The sequence below is a fragment of the Mycoplasma wenyonii genome, assembly GCF_003265155.1.
In the GTDB taxonomy this organism is placed as follows: Bacteria; Bacillota_I; Bacilli_A; order Mycoplasmatales; family Mycoplasmoidaceae; genus Eperythrozoon_A; species Eperythrozoon_A wenyonii_C.
Window position 1 is genome coordinate 38,904 of the sequence record NZ_QKVO01000002.1, and the last position, 18,846, is coordinate 57,749.

Annotated in this window: 12 protein-coding genes; 4 read left to right on the forward strand and 8 right to left on the reverse strand. The window is 33.6% G+C overall.

The window, feature by feature from the left end; translation table 4 throughout:
- Positions 1 to 2 precede the first annotated feature (2 nt).
- The 4 genes from pth to lysS form a co-directional block, all read right to left on the reverse strand.
- Entirely contained in the window at positions 3 to 584 is a 582-nt protein-coding gene (pth, locus tag DNK47_RS00980; RefSeq protein WP_112665116.1) for an aminoacyl-tRNA hydrolase, read from the reverse strand.
- Positions 550 to 1,383, reverse strand: coding sequence for a 5'-3' exonuclease (locus DNK47_RS00985; RefSeq protein WP_112665118.1), 834 nt, complete (start codon positions 1,381 to 1,383; stop codon positions 550 to 552). Before DNK47_RS00985 ends, pth begins: the two co-directional genes overlap by 35 nt.
- A 4-nt stretch (positions 1,384 to 1,387) precedes the next feature.
- Complete coding sequence (locus DNK47_RS00990) at positions 1,388 to 3,664, reverse strand: hypothetical protein (protein ID WP_112665120.1); 2,277 nt, start codon at positions 3,662 to 3,664, stop codon at positions 1,388 to 1,390.
- Between the two features lie 243 nt (positions 3,665 to 3,907).
- Entirely contained in the window at positions 3,908 to 5,368 is a 1,461-nt protein-coding gene (gene lysS / locus DNK47_RS00995) for a lysine--tRNA ligase (RefSeq protein WP_258393884.1), read from the reverse strand.
- Between the two features lie 14 nt (positions 5,369 to 5,382).
- On the opposite strand from lysS, the gene DNK47_RS01000 reads away from it, so the two are divergent.
- Together DNK47_RS01000 and DNK47_RS01005 are read left to right on the forward strand one after the other, a co-directional pair.
- The gene (locus DNK47_RS01000; RefSeq protein ID WP_112665122.1) at positions 5,383 to 9,243 is read left to right on the forward strand and encodes a DUF3713 domain-containing protein; all 3,861 of its coding nucleotides are present in this window, start codon (positions 5,383 to 5,385) and stop codon (positions 9,241 to 9,243) included.
- A gap of 2 nt (positions 9,244 to 9,245) precedes the next feature.
- Positions 9,246 to 12,815 (forward strand): DUF3713 domain-containing protein, encoded by a 3,570-nt coding sequence (locus DNK47_RS01005; RefSeq protein WP_112665124.1) that lies wholly within the window; start codon positions 9,246 to 9,248, stop codon positions 12,813 to 12,815.
- Here DNK47_RS01005 and DNK47_RS01010 read toward each other — a convergent pair.
- Both DNK47_RS01010 and DNK47_RS01015 read right to left on the reverse strand, forming a co-directional pair.
- Complete coding sequence (locus DNK47_RS01010; protein ID WP_112665126.1) at positions 12,793 to 13,437, reverse strand: DJ-1/PfpI family protein; 645 nt, start codon at positions 13,435 to 13,437, stop codon at positions 12,793 to 12,795. The two genes, DNK47_RS01005 and DNK47_RS01010, sit on opposite strands and share 23 nt — an antisense overlap.
- Positions 13,438 to 13,737: 300 nt before the next feature.
- Positions 13,738 to 14,409, reverse strand: coding sequence for a CPBP family intramembrane glutamic endopeptidase (locus DNK47_RS01015; protein ID WP_112665128.1), 672 nt, complete (start codon positions 14,407 to 14,409; stop codon positions 13,738 to 13,740).
- A 244-nt stretch (positions 14,410 to 14,653) separates the two neighbouring features.
- Between DNK47_RS01015 and DNK47_RS01020 the strand changes: the two genes are divergently transcribed.
- A complete protein-coding gene (locus DNK47_RS01020; RefSeq protein WP_112665130.1) occupies positions 14,654 to 14,845 on the forward strand; it encodes a hypothetical protein in 192 nt (63 codons plus the stop codon).
- Positions 14,846 to 15,047: 202 nt separating this feature from the next.
- Positions 15,048 to 16,391, forward strand: coding sequence for an MFS transporter (locus DNK47_RS01025; protein WP_112665132.1), 1,344 nt, complete (start codon positions 15,048 to 15,050; stop codon positions 16,389 to 16,391).
- On the opposite strand, the gene nadD is transcribed toward DNK47_RS01025, so the two are convergent.
- Together nadD and DNK47_RS01035 are read right to left on the reverse strand one after the other, a co-directional pair.
- Positions 16,388 to 16,975, reverse strand: a complete 588-nt coding sequence (gene nadD, locus DNK47_RS01030; RefSeq protein WP_112665134.1) for a nicotinate (nicotinamide) nucleotide adenylyltransferase — start codon at positions 16,973 to 16,975, stop codon at positions 16,388 to 16,390. The two genes, DNK47_RS01025 and nadD, sit on opposite strands and share 4 nt — an antisense overlap.
- Entirely contained in the window at positions 16,976 to 18,835 is a 1,860-nt protein-coding gene (locus DNK47_RS01035; RefSeq protein WP_112665136.1) for a hypothetical protein, read from the reverse strand.
- Between the last annotated feature and the right edge of the window lie 11 nt (positions 18,836 to 18,846).

Genomic DNA, 18,846 nt, shown 5'->3' on the forward strand with positions numbered 1-18,846 from the left:
CACTACTTTTTGAGATAATTGATAGGGTCTTTTAGCTCTTTTTCACTAAGTCAAATAAACCTCTTAACCAAATGGAGAATGGACTCAAAGAGTGGTAAGAGGGATCTTCTTTCGCTGGAAGAAAACTCTTCCATCACATAGTCTCTTATTACCAAACCTGAACTAACAGATTGTGGTCTAATTCCCACCTTCAACTTGAGACACTCAGAAAAAGGAAAAGCTAACTCTATATCTCTAACTCCTAAGTGTTTAATTTTCTCTTCTTTTCTCTTAATTAGCTTATATTTGCCAAACTCAATATCTAGTTCATCGTAAATAAGTAATACATTTTCAAACTCAAAATTTAATGTCTGTAAGGTCTTCTTTAAGGTCTTTCCAGAATTATTCATATATTCAAAAGGCTTACAGAGAAGAAAAACATTTCCTCCTAAAGCATTATTCTTAGAGACTAAGGAACCGTTAACTAGATTAAATGAAGAACAGTCTAATTCTGTTCGTAAATAATCTATTATTAGAAAACCAAGATTATGTCTAGTGTTTTCATACTTGCTAGTTGGATTGCCCAGTCCTACTATTATTTTCACTAGATAAAGCTAGGTCTGACAAGCTATATTTAAATTTAATTTCGGTCTGGATAGTAGCCAATTGCAAGAACTTATCTAAATCTTTGATATTCTCTTGTAAAGATTTCTTTATCTTTCCTTCCTGTAGTTGATTCAAAGAAGATACCAATCTTTCTTTAGTTGGATAGTCTTTAATTAACTTCATTGCATTTTTGGGACCTATACTGGGAATTCCAGAGTAATTATCACTAGAATCTCCAGATAAAGCTTTAAATAAGGGAATTTGAAAAGGCAATAATCCTTCATTTAACTCTGAAAAATTCATATGATTATTGATTTCTAGGTTAAAAGAGCTTTTTATTCTGATCACAGAGATTAAGTAATCTACTAGTTGAAGTAAATCTCTATCAGAAGTGACAATATCCACTCTAAAGTCTGCTTTAGCTAGTTGCTTAGAAATAGTTCCTATTAGATCATCTGCTTCATAACCTTTTGGGGCAAATATAGGATTAATTCCTATTTCCCTTGCCTTAGAAAGTATCTCTGGAAATCAATCCAATAGTTCTTTGGGCATTGGAGGCCTGTCTTGTTTATAGCTAGAAAGGATCTCAGTTCTAAAACTCTTCCTATCAATATCAAACAGTACGGCACCAAATCCATATCTATTCAAGCTGAGTCACTTTCTTACCTGAAAAGAAAACAAGCTAAAAAAATTCTCCTTAAATCTTTCTGGGGATGTGTCTGCATTCTTGGCACTAATAGAGTGAAAACAACGATATATCAAAGAACTTCCATCTATTAGCAATACTCTCTTAATCAATTTCCTAAGTAAGTAAATTAAAAGTTCTTAAATCTATTTTCAAAGACTCCAGTTGTCTTTTCAAAAATAACTCTTTCTCTTCAGAAGTGAAATTTATTTTCAATAAGCTAGGGTTGTATCCGGAACCAAATAGTCACTCATCATAAAAAATATCTAAGTTGTAGTGAAGATATCTTTGAGACTCTTCAGACTTAAATACTTTTCTGAATCAATTGAGATAATTCAAGATTAAAAGTTCAGACTTAGAAAATCCTTCTTCAAACAAAAAGAAAATAATCTCTCTTAAATCTCTTAACTCTTCTTGTTCTATTATTTTGGAGGCCGACTTTTGAACCTTTTCAAAGAATTCAGGATTGATATTTTTCAAGACATTAAGACCTATTTGAAAAACCCTTTGGTCTTTAGAGAAACTGCCTCAATAAGCCCCTTGACCTAGTAATTCAGGAAGTTCCAACTGAAATCCCATTTTCAACAATTCTTTCAAAATCTGTTCAGTAATACCTTCTTTTTCTAGTAAAGTTAGGAAGAACTCTTCACTGAAATTGGCTTTTAAATAGGCTGCTTGGTAGGCTGAGAGTGCATAACCTACTGCATGTGCTTTGTTAAAGCTATATTCCCCAAAAGACTTAATGAACTCTCAAATTCTTGTTTGTTCTTTCCTTGGTAATCCAGTGCCAGAAATAATATTGAAAAACTCCTTCTCTAATTCTGTTAATTTAGATAGGTCTTTTTTCTGTAAGGCTACTCTATATTTATCTGTTAAATACAGGGGAATATCTAAAACAAGAGAGATAATAGACATTATTTGCTCTTGATAAAGTATGATTCCCCTAGTTTCAGAGAGAATTTCATTTAATTTAGGAATAGAAAATTGTTGTTTCTTTGGGTCATAGTTAACAAACTTAGAAATATGTCTGTTAATTCCAGGTCTTATGACTGAAATTAATTGGGCTAAATCAGAGATAGATTGTGGTTCAAATTGTTTCAAAACTTTCTTAATTAACTCATTGTCTAGATGGAAAAGAGAATAAGTGGCGCCAGAACCAATTAACTTGTAGGTATTTAAGTCTTTTAAGTCTAGGTTTTCAAACTTTAAATCTATCTTTTTAATCTCTTTTATCTTTCTTAGTATCTCAGCAATGAAATCTAAATAAGGAGAAGAAAGGAGGTCAAACTTCTGTAATAAGAAATAAGAAGAAAGATTGTATTCTAGAAAGGCTACTGGAAAAGATAATTCATACTCTTCAGTGATGTGTAGTAAGGGGGGGTTCTCTTGATCTATAGGAATTAAAGAAGATACATGGGGTTGGTAAAGAAAAGGTAGATTAATCAATTTAGAAATTAATTGTTTATTTGCAGGTTCTAGAAAATTAGGCATAGATCTAGTTAAAGTTGCATGGATCAAATTAATGTTTTTTATCTTCTTTGGAACTAGTGGGATTACAAAGTTATCTCTTCCGAAACATTGACCTAAATAATCTAATAGTTCTTGTTTTTTAAGACTTTCGATATCAAGGTCTAAGTCAGGGACTCTCTCGGAAGATAGATTCAGGAATCTATCTAGCAATAGTCCATATTTCAAAGGATCAACCTTAGAGATTCCTAATAAGAAAATAATTAGGCTACTGGAAGCAGAACCTCTTCCGGCACTAGTAAGAATTTCTTTTTCCCTAATATACTGGAGTAATTTAAAGAAAATGAATAGATAATTTCAATATTCTTTGAGATCAAATAACTTTATTTCCAACTTAAGTCTTTCTGAATAAGGTGTCTTATCTTCGATGTCTTTTAAATATCTAGTTAGTCTAGACTTACAAAACTTAATTATTTCTGCCCTTTCAGCTTCTTGAGAGGGCTTGTCTGTGGCTAATATATTTATCTCGCTTGTGGGATAAAACTCACAGCTCTTAAGTATCTTCAGAAGGTTCTTGACTCAATGAGGTCTTGCTTTAGCCGAAAAGTCTTCTTGAAGAAGGAAATTACTCTTTAGATGGGAATTGAATTCTAGTTCTGATTCATAAAGAGATTCATTTTTGATTGCAGTAACAAGTGCAAAAGCTTCATAATCTTCCGCTCTTAAAAAAAGATTCTCTCTAATATACACTCCATCTTCTGAGTCAGAATTAGCAAGATAGTATTCTTGCTCTCCTCAAGGAGTCTCTTGACTCTCCCCAGAGAGGAATATCTTGATAATGTTCTTTCAACTGAATTGTTCAATTTTTCTTCCATTAGTAAACCTAACTAAAGACTTATAGCCTTCAAAGTTCTTAGGAATTAACAATCACTCTGAAGAATTGTTCCAAATGTAGTGAAGAGAAAGAACTGGTATTAACTTCTTTTGGCTTGCTTTGTAATGAAAAGAGGGAAAATGTCTTATATACTGTGACTCGGAAAAAACAGAATGTCTATGTTGATTGGCTAAGCTGAATTCAATAATCTCATCTATTGAAATTATTGACTCAAATACTGAATTACTAGATCTAATGAAGAGTTGGGGAAGTTTTAATCCCCTTATTTTGAAAGACTAGCCCTTAAGATACGGAAAAGAAATCACCTCTTTAATAGATTTACTATCTAACAAAAACATTATTAATCTATCTAGTCCAATTCCAACTCCACCGGTTGGAGGCAAACCATATTCTAAAGCAGAAAGATAGTCTTGGTCTAATTTCAACTCAAACTCAGTTTCTGAACTTATTTGCTTCTTAAATTGTTCTTCTTGCCTGAACGGATCATTCTGCTCCGAAAAACCATTTGCAATCTCCTTGCCTCCAATATATAACTCAAATCTCTGTGCGAAGAAATTATTAGCACTATCTTCTTTGGCTAGTGGAGAACATTCAGAACTAAATCCATAGACAAATGTGGGCCTCTCTAATTCGCCAGAAATAAGCTCCTCAAAGAACTTTTCATAAACTCTCGCTAAGCTCTGCTTTTCCTCTTCTGTCAACTCCAATCCCAGCTCTACAGCCTTCTTAACAGCTATTGGCAAAGAAGGAGAATTATTGTAAAAGTCTAATCCCGTTTTTTCTTTTACTAATTCCCACATCGGTTTTCTCTCAAATTTTTGAAGTGAGTTCTTTCTTTCTGGGGGCAAAAACTTCTCAAATAAATTAATAATTAACTTTTCTGTTAAATCTATAGTCTCCTCAAGCCCAAAATAGGTACTATATATCTCTATAGAGCTAAATTCAGGATTATGAAAGTTGTCTATTCCTTCATTCCTGAAAGATTTACCAATCTCATAGACCTTAGTTCATCCTGAAACTATTAATCTCTTTAGATATAGTTCAGGGGCAATTCTTAAATATAGGTCTTCTTTTAAGGTGTTGTGGTGGGTCTTAAAGGGTCTGGCTGAAGCTCCTCCGGGAATCTTGTGTAGTATAGGAGTTTCAAACTCTAGATAGCCTAATTCCCCTAAATATCTTCTCAGTTCACTAATAATTTGGGATCTCAAGCTCAAATTATGAAATAACTCTTCATTAAGTAGAAGATTCCCAACTCTATTTCTAACAGCTAATTCTGGACTTTGAATTCCTGCTCACTTTTCTGGTAAAGGTTTTAATGCTTTAGAAATTATCTTTAATTGCTGAGCTCTAATACTTAAAGTTCCTTTATGAGTCCTAAATAAAGGGCCGGCAACACATACATAATCTCCTATATCTACATATTTTTCGAAATAGTTATGTATATATTTAAGAGTCTCTTCTTTTAAATCTATATAAGCCTGTAATTTACTATTATTCTCTTTAATTACAAAGAAGGGTCCCCTTACAGTAATAACTCTTCCTCCTAAGACTAACTGCTGTTCTAAATACCTATCTGGATAGCTTGTAACCTCCTTAACGGAGTGACTAGGAACTAAGTCCTTAGAGGAGTAGGCGTCTTCCCCTAACTCTTTAAGTCCTAGTAGTTTTTTTCTTCTAACTTCTTCTTGGTCATTTAGTTTTCTCTTAGTATTTTGTTCTTTTTCTTGGTCTAACAATTATCTAAGAGGCAATGCTAACCCTCTTCACAATCAAGAAGATTTTATTTTTTGGTACCCTAGGGGCTGGTATTTTTGGCCCCATTATAGGCACTTCTCCTTTAATTAGAGAATTTGCTTGGAGCTCAGATGTCTCTCCCTTGAAGGAAGGCTTGTACAACTTAGGTCTTGTAGATATATATGAAGGAGAGAGTATTCCTAAATTCTTTAAGAAAGCTCTACTCTTAAAGGAAGGGCAGGAAGGTCTAATTGAATCCATTGCTCAAGAATTAGCTAGAAAGTGATATTTCTCTCAACCTAGTCATTGAACCCATAAACAAAAAGAAGCTTGAAGAAAATTACAAGAAGAACAATTCAAAGAAGCTTGAGAGAAACTAAAGCCTATCAATGTTCAAAGAGACTTTTGAGACAACTACTGGGGCTCCAGAGAGAATATGAACTCCTTTTGACTTAGACACAATAGTTACAGATTAGTCAAAGAGTTTTTAACTAATTTCAGCAAATCTGATTTCACCCTAAATAGTGGCTTTACAAAGAAAGATGAAGGATACAAAAACTCAGGAGATTTACAAACTGTATTTGCCAAAAGTCATTCTATCTCAGAAACTGAATTAGAGAAAGCTGAGAATTGAGACAAGATTGGATTCTTCCCTTCAGCTTCAAAAGCTGAAAGTCAAAGTGAGGAATGAAAACAATTTGTGTGAGGAAAATATGAATTTATCAACTGATGTTACAAATATTGATTCAATAAGAATCTCCCAACATACTTCTGAAAAATAAGTTGACACTATAACAAGGATGCAACCTCTTCAGATCTAGCTAAAGAATATAGCAAAGAAACCTTAAAGGGAGATTTTCCTGAAAAAACTAATTATGGTTTTCCAATATTTTCCCCATCAACCACTAAGAAATTCCAAGACTTTATGAAAAAGATTGCAAATATCCAGAATGGAACAGTCGGAAACTCAAATGGCAATAGTCAGAGCTTACAACTAGACAAATACCATGTTGAAGGTTGACATGGAGATCAAGTACATTCATCTACTTTACTTGAAGTTTTTAACTCTTTTGAAACTGTTTCCCCAGAATATGCCTCTGTTACTTCTTATCTAATTAATAAGGTCTTAAGTGGCACAACTGGAACTCAACCCTCTACATCTGGCACTAGTTCCACTTCCGGCAAAATAAATGCACTAAAGCTAGAGAGCTGAAAGAATGGGAGTGGTGGAAATGGAGGCTCTGGAAGAACCACTAATGGTGATAAAAAACCTATATCCATCTTTTTTGATGACAATGGCACAACAAATTCAGGAACTGAAACCCAAAACAATCAACAAGTAATTGCCTTTGATTCAAAAATTCTTGTAAATGGAAATGGTAGTGGTTCTAAGAAACATATTTATGACTTAAGAGAAACAGATTCCAGTAATTGAATATTCTTTAGGGATGAACAAGGAGTTCATGCAATAACTCTAGATGGGTATCTTTATCTTCTGAATGGCAAACCCAATAATGGGGCCACAAAAGACTCAAAAGAAAAGTTACTCAATTGATTTAATTTCCGAAACCTTCAATTAAATGGCTCTAGAAGACATTTCTCTGTTAAGAAATATCTTCAAGTATCTGAAGATTGATTCGCAAAGTTCAAAGAATATTTCTCTAAATACTTTGATAGGTTATTGGTTGAATACTACCTAAAAGAAGGGGAAAAGAGTCTTTTATTCCTTCATCTAAAAGAAAAAGAGTATTTCAATAATTTCAAAGAATTATTAACTAACTTATTTACCTTAATAGAAGAAAGTGAATTAAATTTCAAACTCTTTACCTTAAGAAAAAAAATTATTGAACAATATAGTTCTCGGGAGTGAACTCTCACAGGTACTGATAAAAAAGAACCTCAATCAGAATCTAAACAAGGTCTAGTTTCTCCTTGACCCTATGAAATTAACTTGTCTGATAATGACAAAGAGAAAGGAAGATTCCCTCAACAAGAGAATGTTTTCAATAAATTCCTAAAGTCAGACAACAAATCAACTCAAACTGCTACAGTAGCTGTACAAGTTAACTCAACTGAACCTGCACAGACTCCAAAAGAATCTGAATATGACAAATTATTTTCTAAATATCACCAATCAGTTAATTCTTTATTAGAAAACAAAAAAATAAATCTAAATATCAGAAGTAATGGTTTTGACTTCCAAAGTAGTCAAAGATTATTTATTTTTGACTCAATCTTTGACTATCTACTAGACAAGTTATTTGGCAATAAAGACTTGCTCAATTATCAAGTAAAGGAAGAAAAGTTATTAACAAGCAACTTATTTGGAAGTAATGGGTTACTTAAAGAAAAAAAAGATCAAAAGGAAGACAATCTTCCTTGAAATGCTCCTATTAGTGCTGAAATGAAACTAGATCAATTACTATCACAAAACCTAATGGCAATAACTAAAGTGTCTGAAGAAACCAAACCATCTTCTACTCAAGATAATGGCAAGTGTTGATCTTGTGAATCTTCTATTCTTGGCGATGAAACAAAAAATAAAGAAAGTCGAAGATCTCTTTTGAATGCCCTCCTAAAAGTCTATTTCTTTAGAAGTTATCTCAAGAAAATTGGTGAGCGTTACTTCAACTTCTTAGGGGATTTCCCGAACACTAAAAAGTCAACTGATCAACAACAAAGTCAAATTCAAACTGAAGAAAGAGGGGCTACTCACAGATTCTCTTTCTTAACTAGTGACCTATTTAATCACTGAAGACAGTCTTATCTAAGAGATATCAAAGAGCGAGAAAATTTCTTAGATTTCTTAATTACCCTTAACTTCTTAACTAAAAATAACTTTGCTGAATTAAAAAAGGCACTAGAAACTGAATTAGCAGTAACTACTAAATATCACTATCTATTCTTTGACTCAGTTACAGGAACAACAAGCGGGGAGGAAGGAAAGAATAAAAGGATTCATCCCTTTCTATCGGGCAAAAAGGAAGGAGTAGACGGCAATGATTTTTTTGAAAATAGAAATAAAGCTTGAACCTTTCTAAGAGAAAGTTGAAAGACTCATGGCGAACTATCGCTAAAGACTGAAGGGACTACTTCCGGACAAGCCCAACAACTATCCTCTCCTGACAATAAAAAAGTAGCTATATTCAAGGAAATGTTTACTGAACATTCCGCTTTACCAAACAAAAAACATAACCTATTTAACTTCACTAATCTAAAGGGACTATTAGAAACTATTAAGCATATGGCTAGTCCTGCAGATTTTGAAAGATTAGTTTTCTTGTTATCAAAAATCCAAGACACTATTAAGGCTGAGTTCTACAGAGTTGACAAAGTCTACTTGACTAATCATCAAGAAAAAAAGATCTTTCTAGAAGAAAAGAAAAGACTATTAGCCTATCAACTACTAAACACCAATGAAGGAGCCTTTTACAGTTCCACAGTTTTTGACAATAACAAAGAAAACAAGATTTTCAAAAAGTCCTTGGATGATTTCATTACTGAACTAGATAAAAAAGAAAATGGAAAGCCTTCTTCTACTACTGGTGCCACAACTCCAGTTGCAACTTCAGCCCCAGCCCCTCAAACTAATGGAACAAACCATCATTTAGATAAGAAACATTTTGAAAGAGAGATGGGAGAAATGCCTGGAGGTTACTTTATTCAAGTCTCAGCGAAAGACTGAAACGATGATACAAGCATCTGTAATTTCTTTAACTTACTACCTATGGACTTACTTGCAGATTTCCTTGCAATTCAAACTGACAAGCCTTTAAATAAAGAGAATGCCAAAAACAATTTCTTTGAGAAAACTCTTAGATTAAAGCCGAGAGATATGAAATTTAAGAATCACATAGATAGTAAACACTTGGAATAGAAATGCTTCTCCTTAAGAAATTATTGATAGCCAATGTCTTAGGGGCTGGAATCATAACCCCTATTGTTAAGTACACAAGACATCAAACACCCATAGAAGAATTAGAGCTTGAAAACACCCTTAAAAAGTGAAAACAACTCTTTAGCAAGATCTCGGGAGACACAGACTTTGAGAAACTCTCCAGCTTATTCAGTAGAAACTTAACTTCTTTTTCTAAGTCAGCCATTGTTAATGCTGTTAAGCAATTGCTAATGAAATGGGTCATTGATATCTGAGAGAATCAAGAAGCTTTCTTTCCAATCTCTCAAAGACTCAATAAGTTCTTCTTTTACTATCACATTCACCATTGAAAGATGAAGAATGAAGTAGAAGAGCTTTCTTGAGAGTTAATCAAGAAATTCTTTATTGACTTCTTCTTTAAAGAAAAGGGTTGATTCCTTCTATCTAAATTCGGTGACTTTAGCTCTTTTGTGCTGAAAGAATGAGAAAGAAAAGAAAAACCAATGAAGATACATGAGTGAACTCTTAAGTACTCTAATGCAGGAGAGAATAAACAAGTCTCATCTGAAGAAGAAAGTCTTTACAGTAGAGAAACTATGGAAAAAGTCAAGAATAGAATCCCTTTCCTTTTCCCCGAGATCAAGGGAAGTGAAGGATATTCCAGTTTCATTTCCAAATTAACTCATAAGGGGGAAGTTGAATTAAGTAAGTTCAAGAAGAGATGAGTTACTCTTTCTGAATTAACCAAACTTACTGATGGATATAAACTAGGGGCCTTAATTCATCTTTATCAACAACAAGCTACTGATTCTGAGTTTTCATTAGAACTAGATTCTTCAACAAATGGTTCTGTCCCAACTCTTCAACTGAAGAAAAATGGTAATGGTCAAGATTCTTGAGATTCGGCAAGTAACCCTCTTTATCTGTTTCTAGATAAAAAACCAAATGGAGATTGTTTACTACTGCATAACTCACTATTTAATAAAGAAGTTACAAAGAAACTCAAAAAAAATAGCTCTTCTTGTCTTTACAGTGCTAGATGACTAAGTAGTGGGAATGGAGATGACAACAATGGAAAAAAGAATCAAAAGGTCTTAGCATCTCGAGAGCAAGAAGGAATTAGTTTCTACTATCTTTCTAGAGACTCTGGCCTTCAAGGTAAAGGAGGCAAGAAAACTATAGATGAACAAGATACTGAAGTTGTTGAAAAAGTAACTAAATATCTAACAGAAAATTTTGAAACCATATTCTTTCAATATTTACTGTCTAAAGGTGAGAGCGATACCTCAGAATTCAGTGGAGACTTTACTCCATTTGCCCTACAGCCAATTAATAAAAATTCATCGTTAAAGATAAAAGAATGGAGCTTTTCTGAATTTCTTAAAAAACACTTAGAGATTCTTTTAGCTTCATCAAGTTACCTAGAGTCTTTATATTGAGCTCAAACTCTAAAAACTCTTCAAACTATTTTGTTAAGTGTGTACAAGAATGTTCCCTCAACAATTGAACTTAAAAAATCAAATGGTGGCTCTGGCGATGGGGGGGGCGGTGAAGAGGATATAGTTGGCAGCACAAAAATTCAATTGCAAGATACTGCGGGCCTCTTTAGTCCTCTGGCCTACAAGCGACCTAACAGTCAAGAAGAACACAGAGAACTTGATTTCTTTGAACTTAGAAATCAACAAAATGGAGGCGATGATGAAAATGGCAAGAACAATAAAAATTGATTCTTTGATGAACTAACTGATTTCTTATTCGGGAAAGAAGAAAAGGGCAAGAAGCTATTTTCTCTAGAACAAAAAGCTAATGAGCTTAAAAAATTGTTGTTAAGAAAGGGTAGTGATAGTATATTTAAAAATTCTTCCTCTTCCCTGCAAGATTTCTTTTCTAAGAACTTATTCTTGAGAGCTCAATTAGAAGATCTTTCAGGAGCAGACAATTCTAAAAGTATTCCTTCAATCTTTGCATTAAAGGCTGAAAAAATAATATTCCCAAAGAATAAAAATGAAGGGCTAACAGACACTAGTTTCTCTGATTTACTAGATAGTTACATAAATTCTTTAAAGAAACAGGAAGAAGGGGGGGGAAAAACAACAGAAGATAAATCTACTTGAAGAGACTTAATTAATGAAAGTATTTTTCTAGAACCTTTCCTGAAAAGTGCCACTGAGAAAAAAATACTCTATGGAACTCTAGATATTGCAAGTACTCAATCGGAATCTAAAGATACAGAACAAAATGGAGAAGATTCTGATAATAAGAAAAGACTTACTACTAGAGCAAGAAATCATTGACTATTAAATAACTACTACTTCAGTGATTCCGCTTATGAAAGCTCTTCTGAAGAATACAAAGAATTCTTGTCTTATCTTCTTGCAGTTAAGTGAATGGTTGAAAACAATTATTCCAATCTACCTTACTTAGTAAATCGAATTTTTAAGAAGAACAAGAACAAAAATGCCTATCTACTGTGATACAAAGAAATAAATGAAAAGGAAAAAGATAAATTAGCTGAAAGTACAGGTACTTCTGCTCCATCTTTAACATCGGAAGATGCAAGTAACTCAACTGTATCACAAAAATCTGCCCCTGAACAACTTAAAGAATTCCTTCAAGAAAAGTTCTCTGAAGATATTTCAAATCCCTTACTTAAAGGAGAATTTATTACAGATTCCGATGAAGGGGAAGCGCAGGGATCTGGGGGCGGTGATGGAGATCAACAACCGAAAACAAAAGACTATTCTTTGAAAAACACAATGTACAATGTTGATGCCTATAAAGACAAAAATGGAAAACAACAAGTGAATACAAGTGAAATAACCAAATTAAGTGGTTTTGCGGGCCTAATTACAGAATCTTTCACAACTAGAGATATCCCTAAATCATTAAGGGACTATATATTTAAGAATTTCTTAAGTTCCAACTCTTCAAAAAACACTAATTATTCTGTAGAAAATTCATCTTCAACCCCTAAAGAGCCTAGCGAGACATCCTTTATTGAAGGGGCCTTCTTTCAAAATAACACAAAAAGAAATCTAAAGAGTAACGAAGAACTCCTAAGCCTATTGAAAAACATCACCAAAAAAGAAATACTACTTCAGTTCCTAGATAGTAAATCTATTAATTCCCTAAAAATTGCTCTCGACAACCAAGGAGAAGAAGAAATCAATAACCTAACCCTAAAACAACTAAAAGATGAGCTAACTAAATCTTTGAGTCAATCTAACACTTTAGCCTCAGATACAACTGAAAATTCTCAAGATTCAAGACTAATAAAAGAGCTTTACAGACTCTTTAATAGATTCTCAGGTTATCTATATGTTTCAGATGAAAAAGAAAAGTCTCCCCATGTATTCACTGAAACTAAAGAAAACTCTTCTGAAAAGAAATACTATATTGGATTCCTATATCAAGTCAATCAATTTGACTTTGATAAAGAAGGAATTGAGGCATTAAAGAAATCTCTTTCTGAGAAAGCCCTACATACCCTGATTTCTTTACTAGCTTCTAATAAGGAGATTAGAGAATGAATATATGAGGGAGTATTAACTAGACAGTTGTTTCTGAGTTAAGAGGGGAAACATAGTCATAGAGCATAGATTTAGCTAATCTCTCAGCCTCTTCTTTTCCGCTAAACAACTCTACTACTAAAAAAGCTAACTGTAGAGAACAAGCCGCTGCTTGTGCTGTAATAAACTTCTTCTTTAGGTCCACATAAACTGGGGTGTCTACTCATAACTTGTCATAGTCTCCAATAAATCTTGGATCTTTATAACAAGTGAACTTAACATCAGGCTCTCAATCTTTTTCTATTACAGACATCACATAAGATGGGGCTGCACATATTGCCACTAATCATTTATTGTCATCCTTATAAAACTTTCTAACAGCAGTATTTAACTTAGAGGCACCAAATTCCTTAGCGGTTGAAGGGGGAGAGAAATAAGTTGTGTGTCCAGGACCTCCTGGAAAGAATAACAAGTCATAGTGTTCTAAGTTAGTGTGTTTTAACTTGCAATTGGTGGTAAATTTGATGTCTGTGTAATTTAAAGAGGCAATATTCTTAACTTCACAGGAGATCGTTTCCACCATAAACTTTGCCCTTCTTCAGATATCAAAGGGAATAATGAACTCCATATCTTCAATATTGTTGGCAACAATAATCCCAATTCTTACGATTCTGCTCGGCTTCATTCAATCTATTGACTAACAACTATATATTGGTGGAAGTAATGGGTTATGCTCCCATCTCCGTTAGAGACTCCTATTTACCTTACTCCTTTAGTGCGACTAAGTTGTCCCTCTGCCTAAAAGTTAATTAAAAAACTAAACCGCTAAAACGTTTAGCTGTGTTCCTCTTCCGACTAAGTTAATTAAGTTTTTTGGATTTTTTTTGCAGTTCAGGGCACTGCTAGGCCCGTCGCGGAGTAAGTTGAGCCTCTTCGTCTATCGTATAAATACTCCCATAATAAATTTAAAGAAATTAAGACTGTCTTATATTCTTACCAAAACAATGAATAAGACTGTGAAATTATGCAAAAAGTGTGCAAATATACTAATTCAGATATTCCTAAATTTCTTGTAACTTCATCCAAAGACTAAACCTCCCATAAAGTATGGAATGATGTGAAATATAGTCTCCTTAGTAACTTCTAGGTGGGCCATTCCAAAGATTAAAGCGGAGGAGAACAATACAGAAGTGTGAAAGTTTGTAATTTTCAACATAGATCTTCTGTAGATTAATTCCTCAAATACAGGAGCAAAAATTAACACAGAAATAATTGTTAAGAATGCTGTGGCTCCCCTTAAGCTCTCTTGAATTTGTTTCTCATTTTCACTCTGTTGTGGACCATCTTTGGGAATAATCAACTTGATAATTTGGGATAAAGCAATGGTTGCAAGCATCTCTGCCAAGAAAACAAAACCTACTTTCTTTCCATAGAACTTAAATCTCTCTCAAGAAAACTCATTGGACTCATTTCAAAATATGAGCCTAAAGTGAGCTCCTAATGTAGACAATGACTTCTTGATGTAGAGATAGATAGAGCCAAAGAACACAATCTGTGAAGCCAATCCTATTAATTGAGAAAAATCTTCATATTCTTTCTTAAGGCTGGAAGAACAAATTCTCAACACAGGAATAAATATTGAGCTAAAAAATCACAATTTATGTTCAGGTAGAAATGCAGGTTCTTGGGGCTTATCACTTTCTATTATTTGGGTCTTAAAAAACTTAGAGTAGGCGAGAAATAAAGCTCCGGTAAAAAATCTCCAACCTAAATTAAGGTAATTGAAATAACTGGCTTGAAATCATTTCTCGGAAGCTTGTTTAGTAGTCTTAGAAGTCTGAAGTGTACTAAAAAAATTAGGAATTAAAGAGTCAAAGAAATAGGAACTAGCTGAGCTAACAGTGGCTGATTGAGTTGATGTACTACCTGAGTTAGACCCCCTTGAAGATAAAAAAGAAACAGTGGAACATATTAAAAGAAAGAACTCAATAGCAAATGGGAGTAAAAAGAATACTTGTAACTCCCATAAACTGAATCTTGATTTACTTAAGGGGGGGGCGCTTTTCTCTTTATCTAATATGGGAAAGAATTAATTAAATTTACTTATATTGGGTAAAAAAGGTTATATCTACGTAAACTTCCTTGTGAAAGCACACAGATACCTACTATTAATAATTATTTAATTAAAAATCAAAAATACTAAATCTTCGAGACTTTCTCCCTTTTCCTAAAAACCCAAAACGTGATCTAGATCTTAGTCTAGGATTAGAAGCCCTCTACCCGAGGGTCTTTCTAATGTGACTATCTCTTTTTCTTGGATACTGTATTTTCTGTGCTAACTGACTAATTTTCTCTAAGTTAAAGGGTTCAAATGGAGAGTCAGGATCTAGTGGTAATGGTGAGGGATGAGGTAAAACACACTCAACAATTTCTACAGGGGTAGCTGAAGAAGCAGTTAACTACTCAGTAACTCTGGCTAGAGGGATATTCACTATCCCAGCCTCTATGATACTAGTCAAGTTAGGTTATAAAAGGGCTTGTATCTTAGCTTTTGGACTTGCAACGGTAGCTTTACCACTTATATTTAGTCCTCACTGAACAGTTTTGATTCTAGGAAGACTAATTATGGCCGCTGGAGGTACTCTAACAATTATCTACATTTCCCCTTTATTAGCTAAATTAGCTCCTCCAGAAAAGAAAAAGAAATTAGCCACTCTTAATGGATTTACCTATGCAATTTCAGGTTTAGTTGTCAATGTGTTATTCATGATTCAGGACATTTCTAAATTTCTAATCTCCAACTGAAAATGAGTTGCTGCTATTGTAGCTATATTCTCTTTCCTTCCTTTAATACTTTTCTATATATTTGGAGAAAACTTTGAAATTGTTTCTATCTCAGAAAAGTTAAGAGTTAATGTTCCTGACAGTTACTCAACTTTATTAAGAGACAGAGAGGCTTGAACTTGAATTCTGGCTTACACTGGGATGCTAGTAGTATCTATTCTCTGTTCCAGTTTTGCTCCAAAAATAATGGTAGAGCTTGTTGATAAATTGAAAAGCTCTATGAGTGGAGTGGAATGGACCTCTCTATATACAGTTATCTTCTTCTTAGGAACTTGTTCTGGACTTTACTTCTTGGGTAGATTCAACTCCAAAGAGGTTCAAAGAACTAGCATAGTCAAATTCTCTATTTCTTCAGTGGTAGTGTTGTGGGCTTTTATGGCTTTAGTTGCTCTAATGGCTCATTTAATTCAGAACAATGCCTTTGCAATAGTAGCTAATGTCTTTATATTTATTGCTGCTTTTTTCTTCGCTTGTTTTGGTCTGGGTATTCAATCAGTATTTCTATATATTCCTCTTGAGTACAAAGACTATAGCCCTCAAAAAACCTCTATCTTCTTTAGCTGTCTTTGAGGAGTTGGGTATATTATTCTGACTGGATTCTATGTACTTTCTTCAGTAATCAAAACTTATATTGGAAAAGGGGCCGCTCTAGCATTCATCTCTTGCCTATTAATTGCTTACTATGTGATGGTTACAAAACTAAGAGAATCTAGACCAGAATATCCTAGCTTAAGAGAGTGGATTCAGAGGAATTGAGCCCCTCAAACAAATAACAGTGGCACTATAGAGTCTTAACTCAACTGATTTTTCAAATATCTTTTAACCCTTTTGTGTAACAGTCTATATTTCTTTTGTTCTCTAATAGCTGTTGAGGAATGAGGAAACAACTGATTTTGGAGGAAGATAACTTTCTTCAATACTTCTTTATCTAGGTGTTTCAAGGAATCTAATTCAGTTGAACTACCTTTTCTCTTGAAAATGACTGGAGTGGTTACTTGAAAAATCTCTTCTATCCCATCTCAACTATTTAAAGTTGAACAATGATCTGCGCCAATCAAAAAATAAAGTTCATCATCAGGAAATCTTTTCCTAAAGTGTCTAACTGTGACAATAGACTCTACAGGTTCTTTTAAGTTCAGCTCGAAAGTAGAAATAACACTTAGATATTTGGTCTTAGAAAGAGAGAGCATGTAAGCTCTTTCTTCTCCTTCTAAGTAGTCTTGTTCCAGCTTATCTACTGATTTAAAGCTAGGAATAAAAATTAAAAGGTCTAACTTTAATTGTTTAATTGCAAATTGTGCTAGTAAAGTGTGGGCCATATGTGGGGGATTAAAAGAGCCTCCAAATAGTCCAATCTTTCAATTCTTAGAGGGATACATCTAAAGCTCTGTGTCTTCTGAAACTGGTAAAGCTATTACCTCTTCTGGTTCCGAGAAACTAAGATTCAATGTTTTCCATTCCCCTCAAAGAGTAGTGTTTTTATCTTTAACGTGCTTAAGAGCCTTTTCAGATTTAAGAAGTTTGTTTTTGGCTTGCTTGAATTTTCTTTCTAGATCCTCAAAGAACTTCTCTACAACTTTAAGTATTGTGAAAGAAGCTCCTTCCGCCTCTGCAGTCATATTATGGCAATCTCTAATAAAGTCAGCAATCTTTTGATCTAATTTCTCAATAGGCTCTTCCTCACTAACTATATTGACTTGTCTAGAGGTTGGAGCTAATCAAAACATTAAATAAAACATCCTAATTCACTTGAAAGAGGCTTCTGGAGTCATAATTGCAATAATAGGCTCTCCTTCAGATCTTCCGGATCCCAATCCAAATCTTCCATAGTCCCTATCTGAAACCACCCAAATTGTCTCGCTCTTTATATACTCTTCTAACTCAAATTCTCTATTAGTCACTAAAAAAATGAAGTGATATGGTTCCGAACTATATTTGGCTACTTCTAAAGCTTTTCTTAGATCTGATTTAGTATTACTGAATTGTTGTTCTAGACTAATATCTCCAAAAGAATATTTCAGCTCTACCATAATTCTGAAGCTATTAGTAGAACTTTGTTTGTTTCTACTATTTCTAAAGACTAATTTGAAATCTCCTTTATCCCCCTTGGAGCTTGTAGGTTGCTCTTCTAGTTCAATGTAGTCTAGCTCTTCAGAATTAAATAATTGATTTATTCTCTCTCCTCAATTACCCTCATAGATTTTTCCGGCCTTGATCCTATTTTTTTCTAGGTCTAATTTAAGATTTAACTCTTCAATTTTCTGAAAATTCTCTCTGTAAAAATCTTGATATTTAACCAGATTATCTAGTTCTGTATCTAAACCTCTACTGAGAAAGTTTTCATAGAACCTTGCATAGTTTATGGATACTTCTTGTAGTTTTTTAGCCCCCTCAGACTCTATTAGTAGTTGGTTATTGGTTTTTTCAAGTTCTTCAATCTTTCTCTTAGAGCTCTCTGAATCGACTAATTGGTTGGTTTTTTCTTCTTCTAATTGTTGTATTCTCTGGTTTTTTTCAGCAAGTTTGATAGATAAATCTTTATTGAGAAATTCCAGTTGTTGAAGTTTTTGGAAGCAACTCTCGGCCCTTATTAATAATTCTTTGTTAGTTGTTTCAAAAGACTGAAGTCTTTGGCTATCACCTTCAACCTTTATTGATAGTTCTTTGTTATAAGATACAAGCTCCTCTTGTTTCTGTTTGTATTCTTTTAGCTCAGTAAATCTTTTTTGTTGGTCTTCCTCTAGTTGTTGAATTCTTTGGTTTTTTTCAGCAAGTTGAATAGATAGTTCTTTATTAAGGAGTTCTAGTTGTTGGGTTTTTTGAAAATAACTCTCAGCCCTTATTAATAATTCTTTATTGGTAATCTCAAGAGATTGGAGTCTCTGATTATCTCTTTCAGTTCTTATTAATAAATCTTTATTAAAGGTTTCTAATTCCTCTAACTTCTGCTTATAGTCTTCTAGCTCGGTAAGTCTTCTTTGATTCTCTTCCTCAAGTTGTTGAAGTTTTTGGGTACTAAGCTCCAGCTTATTAAGGGTTTCAGACTCTCTTTTTTTGAACTCATCAATAGTAGCTAAGAGACTTTCTATCTTTTGGTTTAGCTCTGACTCTTTACTTTCTTTAACCTTCTTTTCTTCTCTACCCTTTAGGAATAAGTGAGTGCTTAATGCAACAGTGAGAAAACAAACTAAACCTAAAGAGACATAACCAACCATATCACCAGTATAAAACCAGAACATAGTACTATAGG